Below are 16120 nucleotides of genomic sequence, written 5' to 3'. Positions count from 1 at the left end.
AGGTAACTGATGCTTCAGAGGGATCATGCCGAAAATTGTCCTAATTGCCGGATTTGAGACCTTTAATACAAACCTCTACCAAAAAGCCGCCGCGCTGGCTCAGGAACGCTGCCCGGCGCTAGGGGTGCAGGTATTTAGCGATCGCGACCTCACCACCGCCCCCAACACCGTCGCCGCCGCGCTCGAAACCGCCGATGTCTTCTTCGCCAGCCTCATCTTTGACTACGACCAGGTGCTCTGGCTGCGCGATCGCGTTACCCATATTCCCATTCGCCTGGTTTTTGAATCGGCCCTGGAGCTGATGGCCCTGACCCAGCTGGGCAAGTTCGTCATCGGCGATCAGCCCAAGGGCATGCCCAAACCGGTCCAGTTCATTCTGAGCAAATTCGGCAGTGGCAAAGAAGAAGACCGACTGGCCGGGTATATCAGCTTTCTCAAAGTCGGCCCCAAGCTGCTGAAGTACATTCCTGCCCGCAAAGTCCAAGACCTGCGTAACTGGCTGATTATCTACGGCTACTGGAACGCCGGCGGCATCGAAAACGTCGCCGCCCTGCTCTGGACGATTGCCGAAACCTATCTCGACACCCCCGTCGGCGACATCCCCCCTGCCATCGAAACCCCCAACATCGGACTTCTCCATCCCGATTACGACGGCTACTTCACCTCCCCTCAGAAATACCTCACCTGGTACCAAACCACCCACTCCCGATTAACTTCGCTGCGCAGGCAGGGTCTCCCTGCCTGCGCTACAAACCCATCCACCCCTCCGCCCTCCACTCTCCACCCTCTACCCTCTACCTCCACCGTTGCCCTCCTCCTCTACCGCAAACATGTCATCACCCAACAGCCCTACATCCCCGAGCTGATCCGCGCCTTCGAATCCGCTGGCCTGATTCCCCTGCCAATCTTCATCAACGGCGTAGAGGCCCATGTCGCCGTCCGCGATCTCCTTACCACTGCCCACGAGCAGACTCAAAGAGCTCAGGGCAAGACGGAATTTCCCTCCCTTTCCGCCGATGCTGTGAGCGTTGACGCGATTGTCTCCACGATTGGCTTTCCCCTAGTCGGTGGACCCGCCGGCTCGATGGCGGCGGGTCGGCAGGTGGCGGTTGCCCAGCGCATTCTCAATGCCAAAAATGTACCCTACTTTGTCGCGGCCCCGCTGCTGATTCAGGACATTCACTCCTGGACCCGTCAAGGGATTGGCGGATTGCAAAGCGTGGTGCTCTATGCGCTGCCTGAACTGGACGGAGCGATTGATCCGATACCGCTGGGTGGACTGGTGGGCGATCGCATCTATCTCATCCCCGAACGAGTTAAGCGCCTCACCGGACGCATTAGGCAGTGGATTCAGCTGCGACAGAAACCCATTTCCGAACGCAGAGTCGCCATTATTCTCTATGGCTTTCCCCCCGGTTATGGCGCTACCGGGACGGCAGCTTTGCTGAACGTGCCCCAGTCGCTGCTGCACGTTCTCAAATCCCTCAAGGCCGCTGGCTATACCGTTGGTGACCTGCCGGAAGACGGTGAAACCCTGGTGGAATGGGTAAAAAACGCCGATCAGGCTTACCCCACGGCGGATTCGCCCGTGATTCCAGAAACGGTCAACGTGCGTACGCTAGAAACCTGGCTGGGCTATCTCAAGACCCATAAAATTAAGCATCAGTGGCAGTCGCTCACCCAGACCGGGCTGAAGACCTTCGGCGACGATTTTCTGCTGGGCGGGGTGCGGCTCGGCAATGTCTGGATTGCGGTACAGCCACCGCTGGGTCTTGCAGGCGATCCGATGCGGCTGATGTTTGAGCGCGACCTGACGCCCCATCCGCAGTACGCCGCGTTCTATACCTGGCTGCAAAACGAGTTTCAGGCCGACGCAATCGTTCACTTTGGGATGCACGGCACGGCAGAATGGCTGCCGGGTTCGCCTCTGGGGAACACCGGCTATTCCTGGTCCGATATTCTTCTGGGCAACCTGCCAAACCTCTATATCTATGCCGCAAACAATCCGTCCGAATCAATCCTAGCCAAGCGTCGCGGCTACGGCGTACTGATCTCTCACAATGTTCCTCCCTACGGTCGGGCTGGGCTATATAAAGAGCTGATGGCCCTGAGGGAGCTGATTGCAGAATATCGCGAAGACCCTCAGAAGAATGCTGTTCTGAAAGACGCCATCCTGCAAAAAATTGTTGATAGCGGGTTAGAGGCCGACTGCCACTTCTCTCCCGCTCGGGAAGCTGGGATGGAATTTACGCTAGAGAACGCCCGAATGTTTAGCCCAAATGTGCTCCAACCCTACTTTCTGGAACTGTATGAGTATCTCCAGGTGTTAGAAAATCGACTGTTCTCCAGCGGCCTCCACGTCCTGGGCCAGGCTCCTCATCCCGAGCAGCTGCAAGGCTACCTCAGCGCCTATTTTGACGAGCGGCTGGCGGCAGCGGTGATTGACGCGATCGCGGTCGGTGACGACCGCAGCAAGGTTCGCCAGCGTTATCCTTCAGTCTCTGAAGAATTGATTGAGGAAGCGATCGCAATCCGCGACTGTCTTGCCCAAACCACCGACGAGCTAACCAATCTGCTGCGGGGTCTGAACGGCGAATACATTCCCCCCGCCCCCGGCGGCGATCTGCTGCGCGACGGCCCCGGCGTCCTGCCCACCGGTCGCAACATTCACGCCCTAGATCCCTATCGAATGCCCTCACCCGCCGCCTACGAGCGCGGTCGCGCCATTGCCCGCAATTTAATCAATCAGCATTTAGCCGAAAAGGACCAGTATCCCGAAACCGTAGCCGTCATGCTCTGGGGGCTGGACGCGATTAAAACCCGGGGAGAGTCGCTGGGCATCTTGCTGGAGCTGGTCGGGGCTGAACCCATCAAAGAAGGTACTGGGCGAATTGTCCGCTACCAGCTGCGATCGCTCGACAGTTTAGGTCATCCCCGAATTGACATTCTGGCTAACCTCTCCGGCATCTTTCGCGACAGCTTTGTGAATATCATCGAGCTGCTTGACGATCTGTTCCGCCGCGCGGCAGAGGCTGATGAGCCGCCTGAGCAAAACTTCATTCGCAAACACGCTCTCGCCCTGCAAGAACAGGGCGTCGAAAATCCGACCGCACGGCTGTTTTCGAATCCTTCTGGCGACTATGGTTCACTGGTGAATGACCGGGTAGTGGATTCCAATTGGGAGACGGCGGCAGAGTTGGGGGATACCTGGCGCGATCGCAATGTCTTCAGCTACGGTCGTCAGGACAAGGGCCAGGCCCGCCCTGAAATCTTGAATACGCTGCTCGGCAGTACCAGCCAAATCGTTCAGCAAATTGACTCAGTAGAGTACGGTCTGACCGATATTCAGGAATACTACGCTAACACCGGCGCGCTCAAGCAGGCCGCCGAGAGCCGTCAGGGCCAGCGGGTCAGCGCCAGCTTTGTGGAAAGCTTCTCGAAGGACACGACACCCCGAAAGCTGGAAGACCTACTGCGAATGGAGTATCGTACCAAGCTGCTAAATCCCAAATGGGCCGAAGCAATGGCCGACCAGGGTTCCGGCGGAGCCTACGAAATTTCCCAGCGCCTCACCGCTCTGGTCGGCTGGGGCGGCACGGTAAATTTCAAGGATGGCTGGGTCTACGACCAGGCAGCGGGTACCTACGCCCTTGACGCAGCCATGGCTCAAAAGCTCCGCGCAGCGAATCCCGAAGCCTTCCGCAACATCGTCGGGCGAATGATCGAAGCGAACAGCCGTGGTCTCTGGGATGCCGATGAGGATACCTTGGGACGCCTGCAAGCCCTCTACGAAGCTGCCGATCAAGATCTGGAAGGGGTTGAGCCGGTCGCTAAACGCTGAGTCATGACGATGCATAATGTGGAATCATAATAATCATTTCCATCGCTACCTGCTGCTGCAATTTCCCAAGAAAGTCCATCGCGCAACTGATCCTCTGCGAGCTGGGGATAAACTACAGCGGAGCGATATGCGTGTCTTAAGCGGGAAAGCGCCTTCCTGTCAAGATAAGAAGCTGCTTTGTAGAATGGGAGAAACGCGATCGCCTCCAGCATGGCTACGCTTACCGCCATTTCCATTAGCAAAGGCCAGTGCAATGACCCAGCTAGAAATCCAAATTCCGCTCGAAACCTGGCTGCCAGCCGCCTGGGACGAATTTGTCAACCTTGCTGACGATCCAGCATCTGCCAAACTCAAAGGCTACTACTATCAGTCCAGGATGCGATTTGAACCCATGGCTACAGGCGCTGACCATGCCAGAGTCCATACCATCATCATCGCAAGTTTGGGCCTATATGCGACCCTGCGGAGGATTCCTCTCAATGGGCATGATGGCTGCTCTTATCGCAAAGCTGGACGAGACGAGTTTCAGCCCGATGCTTCTTACTATATCGGGGACAATGCCGAAGCCATTCCCTGGGGAACCCGCGTGGTCGATTTGGATAGCTATCCCTGTCCCAATCTGGTGATAGAAATTTCAGACCCCTCTTTGTCGGACGATCAGGGGGCAAAGCGTCTCCAGTATGAAGATCTGCGGATTCCAGAATATTGGATTGTAGATGTGCAGACCACAAATATTCTGGCATTCTCCGTCACCGCCGACGGCAGCAGTCGTCGCATCCGTCAGTCGCAGGCACTACCTGGCCTACAGCTCGATATGCTGACTCAGGCCCTGCAGCGCAGCCGTCAGGAAACTCAGTCGGCTACGATGGCATGGCTGATGGCGCAATTTCAAAGCTGACCGTATTTTCTTGCTTTGGCGACCATACCTGCGCAATCCCAAGGACGCTATTGCCCAGCAAAGCGATAGGTCTGTGAGATTCTAAATGTGGAGCTACATATCAAGCATGTCATCTGCTGTAGAAGCACTTAGAAAGCGATCGCTAACTCAGCTCGGTCCGGGGCTGCTGATGGCGGGGGCGGCAATTGGGGTATCGCACCTGGTTCAGAGTACGCGGGCGGGCGCGCTTTACGGCTGGGGGGCGCTGGTGTTTGTGCTGCTGGCGAATCTGCTCAAGTATCCCTTTTACGAATATGGCCATCGCTATGCGGCGGCGACTGGAAATAACCTAGTACAGGCCTATCGGCAGATGGGACGGCGATATTTGGTGCCCTTTCTGCTGCTAAACAGCGTCACGGCGGTGGGCAGCTTCGCCGTAGATGCCTTTATTGCGGCGATGCTGGTGCAGTATCTGTGGCTGCCGCAGGTGTCGGCGACCCTACTGTCAGGGTTGGTGCTGCTAGTGTGCTGGGGGCTGATTGCGGTGGGGCGCTATCGCTGGTTTGAGCGGATTACTAAATCCTGTGTGATCCTGCTATCGGTGGCAACGGTCGCGGCGGTGGTGATGGCTGTAGTGGCTCAGCCCGCGTTTGAAATTGCGTCCGCCACCCCCAAACCCTCTCCCTTCTCCTGGTCGGCCCTACCGTTTATCGTTGCCTTCATGGGCTGGATGCCGGGCGGCCTGGAGCTGTCGGTCTGGCAGTCGCTTTGGGTGCAGTCCGATGCCGAAGACAGCGGCCAGCCCTGGACGGCGGAATCAGCCAGCTTTGATTTCAACGTGGGCTACAGCCTGACGGTGATTCTGGCCTGCCTATTTCTGGCCCTGGGCACAATGACGCTCCAGGGCAGGCTGCTGGCCGATACGCCGGCCGAGTTTGCCGGACAGCTGATCGGCATGTATACGACTTCGATTGGCGAATGGGCGGCGCCGGTGGTGGGGGTGTGCGCGATCGCGGCCATTTTTTCCACGACCTTCACCGTCGTCGATGCCTTCCCCCGTACCCTGGCCGCCGGACTGGGCGAACTCTATTCACCGCTGCAAAAGCAGCCCCAGCTCAAAAACGGCCTGACGCTACTCATCAGCAGCCTAGCCATGCTGCTACTCGTCGCCTTTTCAGCCGGGTTCAATCTGCTGATCGACACTATCACCATTATCGCTTTTGTCGCTGCGCCCTACTATGCCTGGCTGAATATTCGCTGTATTCAGACGCTGCCAGACGAACAGCAGCCCCGACCCTGGCTGGTTCGCTGGGCCACCCTCGGTTTCTTGTATTTACTTGGCTTCAGCCTGGTCTTTCTCGGCGTCGAGTTTATTCAGCTGTAGCCAGGCAGCAACTTTTACCCAAAAGCCAGGCATTTACCATACTACAAGGGCTGGGTAGGGCGCTTGTCGGTAAGTTCAGGGCAGAGGTCATTTGTCAATAGCAATCGAGATGCGCTTACCCTGAGTTCTAGTGAATGACTTTAATTGGATTCTTCAAAAAGAGAGGAAAAATCGCGGCGACCACTCTCTACCGCCAAGCACTTAGCTCGGCTCTATGGCTGGCGGTGGCACGCCGCTGAGGTCGGTTTTCGCCATCTCAAAACCACCCTAAAAATGGGACCAAAGTACCGATGAGCCTCAATATACCGAAGATGAGGCCCAGTCCCTAGTCCGAGCAGCGTAGTCTGGCTTTCTAGTTTTGATAATGACCTAGGGTAGGGCAGTGCGAGAATGCGAACCGCATGGCTTACATCCCCGCACTTCAGCTTCGCCTAGATCTTAATCCAGCCGAACCAGGATAGGACGACTGCAATGATACCGCTGGTCAGCGCCAGAGCTCCGAAAATAGTAATCGCCGCGCCGATTTTGAGTACGGGGTCGGGTGGTAGCTTAGCGGGGGTGGAGAGGTCGCGATCGCGGGAAAAGTCATTGCCCAACGCCTCCAGCTGAGACAGATGGTCCGCCCCGTAGCGCGGCATCCGCTCAAAGGGCAGCTGGCCAATTTCGCGGTGGGGTAGCGATCGCCGCCGCTGATAGGGGACGGTATCGGTGCCAAAATTTTCTAAATATTCCTCGCTATTGAGCAGCCTATCAATGAACCCGGCCAGCCCCTGGGTCGCAATTACGGTAGACCAGGCCAGCTGCTCCCGCGAGTCGTAGATGTCGCGGCCCAGTACGCGCTGAATGCACATCTGGGCAAAGCGATAGTTGTTGTTGCAGTCGTAGTTACGCCGCCGAAAGGTCTCCGATAGCAGCAGCCCGCGGATAAAGTCGCGTACCGTCAGCTGCCCTGAGCGGAGCTGAGATTCCAGTATCGGTTCGCGATTGTTATCAAGCACCTGCTGCTCGTTGAAAATCCGACGGTAGGCCGCCATAATCAGGGCATCCATCTCTAATCGGTCTCGTCCAGTCTCGGTGCAGTACTGCCAGGGCTGCTCGTCGCCGGGAATTTCAAAGCCGTTGACGCGCTGGTTTTGGCTAGTCGTGGGATAGCTTAGGAGCGGTAGCGCCATGTTTTATTATCCTTACAGAAAAATGGGACTCATGCTGAGCCGTTGGAGCCGCTTGGAACCACTAAAGGCAAAGGCTCACTGACTCGGTTGCGTATAAATACTCAGCATATAATTAACCATACGGGCTGAGCTTGACAACTCACAAAACAGCTTAAGAAATTGTGACGATGTAAAAGATTCCGCAATACTGTGTGGTTCTTTCGACCAAGACCGAATTTCTTTTAGCGAATGTCTGGGTAAAACGGCTTAAGCTGTGTAGCAGGGACGCCTAGCCCCCAGAGTAAGCCAATTTTTAGATAGGTCAGGTGAGCTTTGAGCGATCCCCATTGGGCTACCCGTCGGTCTGAAGAACGGACAGTACGATTCACCTGACGAATGTGACCGTAGCTATTCAGGCGCAGGCAGAGGTCGGCTTCTTCCATAATCGGTAGGGCAGCGTTAAAGCCACCGCAGTCTAAGAAATCCTGACGACGGCAGAACATGGCCTGGTCGCCGAACAGGAGCCGCAGGCCCTGGTAGAAATAGAGATGCGGCCGAAACAGCAGCGGTGCATAGTGGGTTTTTAAGAGATTATGGAGCGAGATACCCCAGCGGGTTTGAGTCGGGCCGGTCATCAGAGAAATCAGGCCAGCGCAGGCGATCGCGGATTCAGCCAACGTTTTGTCAATAATATCTACCAGGTCATCGGGAACCAGCGTATCGGCATGTAGAAAACATAGGTAGTCGCCAGTCGCCTGGGCAGCGCCTAAATTCATCTGGCGCGATCGCGATGCCCAGTCACAATGAGCGACTTGAATCCCCGCCGCTTCAGCGATGGCGACCGTCTGATCCTGACTGCCCCCATCGACCAGAATAATTTCTTGGGCGGCGGGATTGAGAATGCTGAGCTGCCTCAGGGTCCGCTCCAAACAGCCTGCTTCGTTCAGCGCTGGAATGATGATGGAAACATTGGCCATTAGCTTCCCAGCCCAGAGATCATCCAGGTTAGCAGAGCCGGCAGATATAAGACGCCGTCAATCCAAATGTTGTAGGCATGGCGAGGTGTTTGGGGGTTGAGCGTCCAGATATAGGTCAGGGTAATCAGGGTAAGGGGAATTGCGATCGCAGCGCCCGGCCCGGCCCAGCCTAGAATCCAGCCGCTGGCCAATAGCGCCAAAGCCGCTAGATTTAGCACCGTCAGCGTGATCCGGGTACCACCGACCCCGACCATTACCGGCAGCGTCGATACGCCTTTCTCGCGGTCAGACTCAATATCCCGAATGTCGAAGGCGTGGGAATTAGAACCGACAAATATCAGCAAGAACATGGCGGTTATTACAGCAGACCCGCTCAGCGGCTGACCCGCGTAGGCCAGCGGCACCGCGACAACGGCGTAGGCAATCGTACCGCAGACGATCCAAGCCTTCGCCCCGGGAATATCCTTGACCCGATACCAGCGCCACTGTTCTCCCAGACGTAGGGGCAGCAATGGCAGTCCGTACAGCAGCGGCAGCAGCCCGGCCAGGCTGACCCAGCGCACCGCTATGGGAGCCTGGTACAGCAAAATTCCGGTCGCGATCGCGGCGGCCAGCAAAATCAGCAGGACCCCTGGCTGACGAAAAAAGGACTGTGCCTGTCGGTCAGGAATTTTCTGAACAAAGGAATCGGCCACCCGGTCGAGGTTGTAGGGCAGCAGCGCGGCAGCAAAGATCAGGGCGACCGCGGCCCAGCTAAACGGCAGCCCCAACGTCGTTTGGACGAAGGGAACCAGAGACGCGATCGCACCTGCCACCCAAACGCTGGGATAGATAACGGCCTGAAGAAATTTTTGGTAAAGCCAGTTTTGCGGCGGCGGTAAAAGTCGCTGGTAGAAAGCTTGGGTCATGCGGCTGGCTTGCCGGTGGGCGATTGGCCTACCGCAAAGCAAGTCGAAACGTCATTTCCCAAGCTATGAAAAATATTAAGAAAGGTTAACTGTCTTAAGGAAGATTCCGGGCCTATGCGCCGACGGCTTCTTTAGCGGCGTAGAGGACTTCAGCGGTGATTTCTGAGAAGCCGCGATCGCGGGCAAATTTCTCCGTATTCCGCTTTACCTTGCCCCGCACAAAGCCTGGAATCTTATTCAGCTCGGCTAGCCCATCCTTGCTCCAGCTCAGGTCAGACTCGGCAGAGACCGTCTTGGTGATGACTTCCTTGGTATCATGGCCGCCGAAGATCTCCAGCAGATGGTCTTCCATCCCCAGCGTAAAGGAGTTGTAGATCAGGTCCACCACCTGGTTGGCCCCCTCATAGCCCAGGAAAGGCCGATAGCCCACGGGAAAATTCTGGACGTGAATCGGCGCGGCGATGACGCCGCAGGGAATATCCAACCGCTTGCCCACATGCCGCTCCATTTGAGTGCCAAAGATCGCCGCCGGTTCGAGCTGGGCAATCTTATCCGCGATCGCGCCGTGGTCTTCGCTGATCAGCACTTCATCGCAGTATTCGCCTACTTCCTGCGTAAACCAGTCGGTATCATACTTGCAGTAGGAGCCCGCCAGCACCACCTTAATGCCCATCTCGCGAGCCAAAATCTTGGTAATAGCAGCAGCGTGGGTGCTGTCGCCAAAGACAACTGCCCGCTTGCCAGTGAGGTTTTGGCAGTCAATCGAGCGTGAGAACCAGGCCGCCTGGGAAACAAACTGGGTTTGGTTGTCGATGTACTGCTCGTAGTCGGCGCTAGCGCCCTGCTGGTTGAGCACCTTCTGGATGGCCCGAATACAGCGAGCGGTGTCGATGATGCCCATCGGCGTAATGTCCACGTAGGGCATGTCGAATTCTGACTGGAGGTACTGCGCCGTCAGCGGCCCAATCTCGCGGTAGGGCACCAGGTTAAACCAGGCCCGGGTCAGGTTTTTCAGATTTTTGACCGACGCCCCTTCCGGCATCACTTGATTCACCTGAATGCCCAGCTCTGCCATCAGGCGCTTCAGTTCGGTCGCATCATGGTTGTTGTGGAAGCCCAGCGTCGTCATGCCGATGATATTGACCGAGGGCTGCTCAGTCTTATCCCCGGGCAGCTCGCCTTTCTTCTGCGCCTTTGCCAGGTAGTACTGCACAATCTGCTGGAGCGTACGGTCAGCAGCCTGGAGCTCGTTCACCCGGTAGTGGTTGACATCTGCCAGCATGACATCGCCCTGGGCATCGAGCTGGGCCCGCTCGACGAAATTTTGCAGGTCCTCTTGCAAAATGCTGGAAGTGCAGGTCGGCGTCAGCACGATTAGGTCGGGAGCCTCTTCGGTATCCTTGCGGGTGATATTATCGATTACCTTTTCCTGCGATCCTCGAGCGAGCACGTTGCGATCGACGACGCTGGTGGTGACTGGGGTAAAGTTACGTTCGCGAGACAGCATCGAACGCATCACGTTGAAGTAGTCATCTCCCAGCGGCGCGTGCATGATGGCGTGAACGTTCTTAAAGGAACTGGCAATGCGGAGGGTGCCAATATGGGCGGGACCTGCATACATCCAATAGGCCAGTTTCATAGCGCAGTCTTCCTTGAGTTCAGAGCATGGTCAATTCACTGCTTTTCATTCTTGCAAAGATGCAGCGTGGTCAAGCGGCTCTGTTCACATATCGCAAGGCTGGCAGAACCCCTCTTGTCGTCTGCCAGATCTGGACTTTCAAAGGCGCTGACAGGGGTGCCCCCACTAAAGTAAAGGAAGTCTGCTGAACCGGCTACACCGAATCAGGGTCAATCCCTAAACTCCGTAACCGGGCTGCCAACTGCTCTGCTCGGTCCTGAGCTACCTGCCGAGCGGCTTCAGCAGTTTGCCGGGCGGCTTCAGACTCGGCATGGCTGAGCAGCTTCTTTCCCGTCGCCGGGTTGTAGAAGCGGAGCTCTCCCTGCTCTAAACGCAGCTCTAGCCCCAAAACGCTGCTGGTGATAGATAGACCGCCTTGGGGTAGCGGCGTAGCGGGTATGGGTAGATAGTTGCCCTCTACCAGCCGGTGGCCCTGGAGCGGCGGCTCTAGATAGTCGGCGCTGGGGTCGTACTGGAAGTATTCAGGCACGCCCCAAAAGGCGTAGAGCCCTCGCTTGGTGCCCTGGTCTTCGCTGATGGTAGATTTTGAGGTGATCTCTAAAATGAAGCTAGGGTACTGGTTGTTTTCCTGCCAGGTCCTGTAGGACTTGCGCTTGCCCTTGGGCCGATTCAGGACAACGAAGACATCGGGAGCGACGCAGGCTTTGGGATTCCCTTCTTCGTAGTAGATCAGCAGATTTCCAGAGACATAGACCTGAGGCTGGTCGGCAAAGAAGATGTTGAGTATTTCGGTGCCGTAGGCGATGTAGGGTCGCTGATAGTCGCTCTCGGCCATCGGCTTACCATCCGATTCGGGATAATCGACATCGAGGTTGAGATCAGCTGCGCTCGTCATGGCGCTCTCCAGCATAGCGGCAGGAATAATCCAATAGATTCAATCTAACATAGCGGCCGCGTCACCGCTGGAGAAGAGTTAGCAGCTATAGGGCTCGATTCTTCTATCTGCAAACAACAAAAAGCAGGGATGGATATATCCATCCCTGCTTCTCAAGCCAGATTGTTATTGAGGCACTATGCCATCTGCAACTCTCGCTTCCGACCGGCAGCAAAGCCATCAACAATCGCGCGGTTGAAGGCAGATAGGTCGCCCGGATTGCGGCTAGTAATCAAATTGTTATCAATGACAACTTCCTGGTCAACCCAGTGAGCACCCGCATTCTGCAAATCAGTCTTGATCGACTGGTAGGAAGTAACCTGGCGACCCTTGACAATGCCTGCTTCAATCAGCGTCCAGGGGCCGTGGCAAATGGCCGCAATCGGCTTGCCTGCGTCGGCAAAGGCTCGAATGAATTGAACCGCCTGCTGATCTACTCGCAGCTGGTCGGGGTTGGCGACTCCACCGGGCAAGAGCAATGCATCATAGTTTCCAGCATTTGCCTGACTGAGCGGCACGTCTACTTCGAATATGTCGGCCTTATCGTAGTGGTTCCAGCCCTGTACCCGATCGCTTTGAGGGGAGACGATATGCACTTGGGCACCGGCACTTTGTAATGCTTCACGTGGACTCGTCAGCTCTACCTGTTCAAATCCATTGGTAGTGAGAATTGCAATCTTTTTGTTATTGAGTTGGTTATCCATTAACTCCTTGTCGATGTCTGCAATTACCAATATAAACGAAAGTAAAGCGGCTTTATTCCCACAAACGGTCAATCCTTCCCTCTTCCTAAAGACATAAAGACGCTGTTTAATCCGGGTTTTCCTTTGGGTCTATGAACTGCCGTCAGCCAAAGCCGCTTGCTGGAGCTTAAGCAGGTCTCCGATACCTTTTTCGGCGCAGTCTAGCATCTGATTCAGCTGCTCGCGGCTAAAGCTGTTGGCCTCGGCGGTACCCTGAACTTCGATGAACTGGCGCTGACCGGTCATCACGACGTTAAAGTCAATGTCGGCGGCCAGGTCTTCGGGGTAGTTGAGATCGAGCAGCGGCTGGCCCTCCAGCAGACCGACAGAGATGGCGCCGATCTGATGCTGTATGGGTGAGGTGACGAGGTCGCCTGCTTTTAGGAGAGCCGCGATCGCGTCCTCCAAAGCCACATATCCACCGGTAATCGCCGCCGTCCTTGTGCCGCCATCGGCCTGGAGGACATCGGCATCGACGGTCAGGGTGCGTTCGCCTAGGGCTTTCATGTTCAAAGCCGCGCGCAGGCTGCGGCCAATCAGCCGCTGAATTTCCTGGGTTCGCCCCGAAAGCCGCGTGAATTCTCGCTCTTTACGCGACTGGGTGGCGCTGGGCAGCATCCGATATTCTGCCGTCAGCCAGCCCCGGCCCTTGCCTTCCAGGAACGGGGGGACGCCGGACTCTACCGATACGGTGCAGAGCACTTGGGTATTGCCGCAGTGGGTCAGGACTGAGCCCGCTGCATATCGGGTAAACTGCCGCTCAAATCGAAACGGTCGCAGTTCGTCGGGTTGACGACCATCGGGACGCTGCCAGGTCATGGGAGTTCAGGGATAAAGTTTACATTCACCATACAGGCAGACGCTAACGGCATTACGCAAGCAAAGGATGAGCTTTTAGGGTTAGACTAAGTTAATAAAACATTTGTATTACATTTCGATATCTAGCGCAATCATGATTTTCTAAGGCAAAAATACGCTATATTTAGGGCGTTATTCGCCACAAGCCGCTATGGTCTCACAGCTTAGGGCCTTGTCTGGAGCCAGCTCACCGCCCACTAAGATTCGTCGGCATCCGCTGTTGCACACCATCGAGGGCACGGTTCAGGTCTTTACTTCGCCCCACCGCAGCTTTTTTACAAACGTGATGGTGCAGGCGCTGCGGGCTGCCGAGCAGGGGCTACCCGTGCTGATTGTACAGTTTCTTAAAGGCGGCATTGGTCAAGGGCCGACGCAGCCGACGCAGATGGGGCAAAATCTAACCTGGCTGCGCTGCGACTATCCCGGCTGTATCAGCGGGCCTGAGGTGCCCGCCGAGGCTGAGGTCGCCCTGCTAGACCTCTGGCAGCACACCCAAACCGCCGTTGAGCAGGGAAAATACGGCCTGGTGGTGCTAGACGAGCTGAGCCTGGCGCTCGAGTTTGGCCTGCTGACAGAAAATGAAGTGCTGATTTTTCTGAAGGAACGACCGCCTCAGATTGAAGTGGTGCTGACCGGTCCGCAGATGCCCGATTCGCTGATTGCGATCGCAGACCAAGTCACCGAGTTTCGCCGTAACTATCTGCTGTAGCGCCATTTTGCGAAGCAGCCTGTCCAGCCCAGCCCCATACACCTAGTAGAGACCTCGCCATGATTAAAAACGATGCCTGGATTCAGACCTCAGCTGCGAAGGGCATGATTCAGCCGTTCGAGCCCAGCCTAATTCGCCGCGTGCAGCTATCTAGCGGTCCCGCTGAAACGCCTGTGATCAGCTACGGGCTTTCCTCCTACGGCTACGATATTCGCCTCTCGCCACGGGAGTTTCGGATTTTTCGCCATGTCCCCGGCACGGTGATTGACCCCAAAAACTTTAATCCTGGTAATCTTGAGCCCACCGAGCTGAAGCAGGATGAGAACGGCAGCTACTTCATTCTCCCTGCCCACTCCTACGGCTTAGGTGTCGCGTTAGAGCGACTGCAAATTCCCAATAACATTACGACGATCTGCATCGGTAAGAGCACCTATGCCCGCTGCGGCATTATCGCTAACCTGACGCCGGCGGAAGCGGGCTGGCGCGGCTATCTGACCCTAGAATTTTCCAATTCCTCTAGCGCCGACTGCCGGATTTATGCCAATGAGGGCGTAGTGCAGCTGCTCTTTTTAGAAGGCGAGCCCTGCCAGGTCTGCTACGACACCCGCCGGGGGAAATACCAGGACCAGCCGGAAGCGGTGACCCTAGCCAGAATCTAAGCTCGCTTACAGCCGGCTGCGACGCCAGTTAAACCAATTCTCGGCGCTGTCTCGGCGCCAGCTGCCGATTTGCCAACGGGCCTGACGGCGCTGGCTGACGGCCCGCTGAAGCAGGCTGGTTAGCGTCGGAGATAGCGCCTCGAAGTGAGCCCAGCGGCTAGGCAGGCGATCGACGCTGGTCCCGGACTTCAGCCACAAAGCCAGGCCGTAGGCGACTTCCCCAGCCCCGACCCCGAGCAGGTGCGCCCCGAGCAGTCGGCCATTCTCTAAGCAGATCAGTTTACAAAAGGACGGATGGGGAATTTCTGCGTTCAGGCTAGCGGCATTGGCGGCGCTGGCGGTCAAAACCTGGACTTCGCCGCCATACCGCTGGCGGGCCTGGACTTCTGTCAGACCGACGCGACCCACGGTTGGCTGGGTTTGGCTGCTGTAGGGAAAGGTTTGGTATTGGATGGTCCGGCGAGGCCAAAAGAGGGCATTGTGGACTGCGGTTTCGGCTTCCAAAGCGGCCAGGGCGGAATGGTCGAGGCCGCCGAGTACAGAGCCGCAGGCGAAGACTCGGGACTGGGCCGTCTGCAGATAGCGGTTGACACATAGTCTGCCGGTCTGCAATGGGATGCCAGCGGCGGCGAGCTGCTGGGACCAGGCGACCTGCTGAGGGGATAGGACCAGACAGCAGTCCGGAGGTGGCTTTTGAATGTGCAGCGAGAGCTGTCTCTCAGCTTTCTCTGCGCTGCTGGACGGCGTTACGCCGATGCCTTCCGCCGTCAGCTGACCCAGCAGCAGCCGACGAATATCGCTGTCTTCACCGGGCAGCAGTCGCGGTGCAATGAGCGAGACCTCAGCCCCTGCCGCACGAAGCGCCTGAGCCCAGGCTAAGGCGGTTAGAGAACCGCCAAAGATAGCGATCCGCTGGGGTAGGGCCGAATGCTGATAGAGGCAGTCGGGAGCACCGCTGAGCGCTGCCTGACGGTTGGGGTTGGGATAATCAGGGACGGTGCCGGTTGCAATCAGCAGGCCGCGACCCAACAGTCGTCGCTGCTGGGTGGCGACTCGCACTGACGGGCTGCTGGCAAGTTGGACGGGTGGCGCTAGAATCAGGTCTACGCCCCGCGCGCCCAGGACAGCGGCAGAGACGATAGATGCCTCCGATTCTGCCGCGATCGCGCTCCACCGCAGCAGCCGAGACCAGTCCAGTGACCCACCGCCGGACTGACTCCAAAACGCAGCTGCCGCTGACTGCCGCTGCTGACCCACCTGCCGCAGCCCCTGGAGTAAATAGTCGGTCTGGCGCTGCTGCTGCCAGCGGCCGGGCGGCTCGACCAGGGCAACCCTTGCCCCCATAGCAGTGGCCGTCAGGGCAGCAATGCGCCCCTCTGGAGCCCCTCCCAAAATCACCAGGTCATAGTCCACCATTCAGTTTTCCCGACTCCCCACTCC

The 16120-nt window shown here is 57.0% G+C and carries 13 protein-coding genes; 5 read left to right on the top strand and 8 right to left on the bottom strand.

Going from position 1 to position 16120, the window contains the following annotated elements:
• The first annotated feature begins 25 nt into the window (after window positions 1-25).
• From bchH to IQ241_RS08875, 3 genes are all read left to right on the top strand, one after another.
• Window positions 26-3841: a magnesium chelatase subunit H gene (bchH, locus tag IQ241_RS08885; RefSeq protein ID WP_193906138.1), complete on the top strand. Its 3816-nt coding sequence runs from the start codon at window positions 26-28 to the stop codon at window positions 3839-3841.
• A 253-nt stretch (window positions 3842-4094) separates the two neighbouring features.
• On the top strand, window positions 4095-4739 hold the full coding sequence (locus IQ241_RS08880; protein ID WP_193906136.1) for a Uma2 family endonuclease: 645 nt from the start codon (window positions 4095-4097) through the stop codon (window positions 4737-4739).
• 106 nt (window positions 4740-4845) lie between these two features.
• On the top strand, window positions 4846-6102 hold the full coding sequence (locus IQ241_RS08875; RefSeq protein ID WP_193906133.1) for an NRAMP family divalent metal transporter: 1257 nt from the start codon (window positions 4846-4848) through the stop codon (window positions 6100-6102).
• A gap of 431 nt (window positions 6103-6533) precedes the next feature.
• On the opposite strand, the gene IQ241_RS08870 is transcribed toward IQ241_RS08875, so the two are convergent.
• The 7 genes from IQ241_RS08870 to rph form a co-directional block, all read right to left on the bottom strand.
• Entirely contained in the window at window positions 6534-7274 is a 741-nt protein-coding gene (locus tag IQ241_RS08870) for a phycobilisome rod-core linker polypeptide (protein WP_193906131.1), read from the bottom strand.
• 221 nt (window positions 7275-7495) lie between these two features.
• Entirely contained in the window at window positions 7496-8230 is a 735-nt protein-coding gene (locus IQ241_RS08865) for a TIGR04283 family arsenosugar biosynthesis glycosyltransferase (protein WP_193906129.1), read from the bottom strand.
• Complete coding sequence (locus IQ241_RS08860) at window positions 8230-9138, bottom strand: UbiA family prenyltransferase (protein WP_193906127.1); 909 nt, start codon at window positions 9136-9138, stop codon at window positions 8230-8232. The genes IQ241_RS08865 and IQ241_RS08860 overlap by 1 nt, the downstream gene beginning before the upstream one ends.
• Window positions 9139-9250: 112 nt before the next feature.
• Window positions 9251-10777 (bottom strand): ferredoxin:protochlorophyllide reductase (ATP-dependent) subunit B, encoded by a 1527-nt coding sequence (bchB, locus tag IQ241_RS08855; RefSeq protein WP_193906125.1) that lies wholly within the window; start codon window positions 10775-10777, stop codon window positions 9251-9253.
• Window positions 10778-10970: 193 nt separating this feature from the next.
• Entirely contained in the window at window positions 10971-11672 is a 702-nt protein-coding gene (locus IQ241_RS08850) for a Uma2 family endonuclease (RefSeq protein WP_193906123.1), read from the bottom strand.
• 176 nt (window positions 11673-11848) lie between these two features.
• Entirely contained in the window at window positions 11849-12415 is a 567-nt protein-coding gene (locus IQ241_RS08845; protein ID WP_193906121.1) for a type 1 glutamine amidotransferase domain-containing protein, read from the bottom strand.
• 129 nt (window positions 12416-12544) lie between these two features.
• The gene (gene rph / locus IQ241_RS08840; protein ID WP_193906119.1) at window positions 12545-13273 is read right to left on the bottom strand and encodes a ribonuclease PH; all 729 of its coding nucleotides are present in this window, start codon (window positions 13271-13273) and stop codon (window positions 12545-12547) included.
• Between the two features lie 190 nt (window positions 13274-13463).
• On the opposite strand from rph, the gene IQ241_RS08835 reads away from it, so the two are divergent.
• The gene (locus IQ241_RS08835; RefSeq protein WP_193906117.1) at window positions 13464-14021 is read left to right on the top strand and encodes a P-loop NTPase family protein; all 558 of its coding nucleotides are present in this window, start codon (window positions 13464-13466) and stop codon (window positions 14019-14021) included.
• A gap of 59 nt (window positions 14022-14080) precedes the next feature.
• Complete coding sequence (gene dcd, locus IQ241_RS08830; protein ID WP_193906115.1) at window positions 14081-14680, top strand: dCTP deaminase; 600 nt, start codon at window positions 14081-14083, stop codon at window positions 14678-14680.
• 6 nt (window positions 14681-14686) lie between these two features.
• Here dcd and IQ241_RS08825 read toward each other — a convergent pair whose 3' ends face one another.
• A complete protein-coding gene (locus tag IQ241_RS08825) occupies window positions 14687-16096 on the bottom strand; it encodes an FAD-dependent oxidoreductase (protein ID WP_193906113.1) in 1410 nt (469 codons plus the stop codon).
• Window positions 16097-16120 lie beyond the last annotated feature (24 nt).

It is taken from the genome of Vasconcelosia minhoensis LEGE 07310 (assembly GCF_015207255.1).
Taxonomy (GTDB): domain Bacteria; phylum Cyanobacteriota; class Cyanobacteriia; order Phormidesmidales; family Phormidesmidaceae; genus Vasconcelosia; species Vasconcelosia minhoensis.
This window is presented reverse-complemented; position numbering and strand designations above follow the sequence as displayed.

Excerpts from the sequence above, each read along its gene's own strand:
- bchB (WP_193906125.1), bottom strand. The coding sequence starts at position 10,777 with ATGAAACTGGCCTATTGGATGTATGCAGGTCCCGCCCATATTGGCACC.
- bchH (WP_193906138.1), top strand. The coding sequence starts at position 26 with ATGCCGAAAATTGTCCTAATTGCCGGATTTGAGACCTTTAATACAAAC.
- IQ241_RS08880 (WP_193906136.1), top strand. The coding sequence starts at position 4,095 with ATGACCCAGCTAGAAATCCAAATTCCGCTCGAAACCTGGCTGCCAGCC.
- rph (WP_193906119.1), bottom strand. The coding sequence starts at position 13,273 with ATGACCTGGCAGCGTCCCGATGGTCGTCAACCCGACGAACTGCGACCG.
- IQ241_RS08850 (WP_193906123.1), bottom strand. The coding sequence starts at position 11,672 with ATGACGAGCGCAGCTGATCTCAACCTCGATGTCGATTATCCCGAATCG.
- IQ241_RS08875 (WP_193906133.1), top strand. The coding sequence starts at position 4,846 with ATGTCATCTGCTGTAGAAGCACTTAGAAAGCGATCGCTAACTCAGCTC.
- IQ241_RS08865 (WP_193906129.1), bottom strand. The coding sequence starts at position 8,230 with ATGGCCAATGTTTCCATCATCATTCCAGCGCTGAACGAAGCAGGCTGT.
- IQ241_RS08860 (WP_193906127.1), bottom strand. The coding sequence starts at position 9,138 with ATGACCCAAGCTTTCTACCAGCGACTTTTACCGCCGCCGCAAAACTGG.
- IQ241_RS08825 (WP_193906113.1), bottom strand. The coding sequence starts at position 16,096 with ATGGTGGACTATGACCTGGTGATTTTGGGAGGGGCTCCAGAGGGGCGC.
- IQ241_RS08835 (WP_193906117.1), top strand. The coding sequence starts at position 13,464 with ATGGTCTCACAGCTTAGGGCCTTGTCTGGAGCCAGCTCACCGCCCACT.
- dcd (WP_193906115.1), top strand. The coding sequence starts at position 14,081 with ATGATTAAAAACGATGCCTGGATTCAGACCTCAGCTGCGAAGGGCATG.
- IQ241_RS08845 (WP_193906121.1), bottom strand. The coding sequence starts at position 12,415 with ATGGATAACCAACTCAATAACAAAAAGATTGCAATTCTCACTACCAAT.
- IQ241_RS08870 (WP_193906131.1), bottom strand. The coding sequence starts at position 7,274 with ATGGCGCTACCGCTCCTAAGCTATCCCACGACTAGCCAAAACCAGCGC.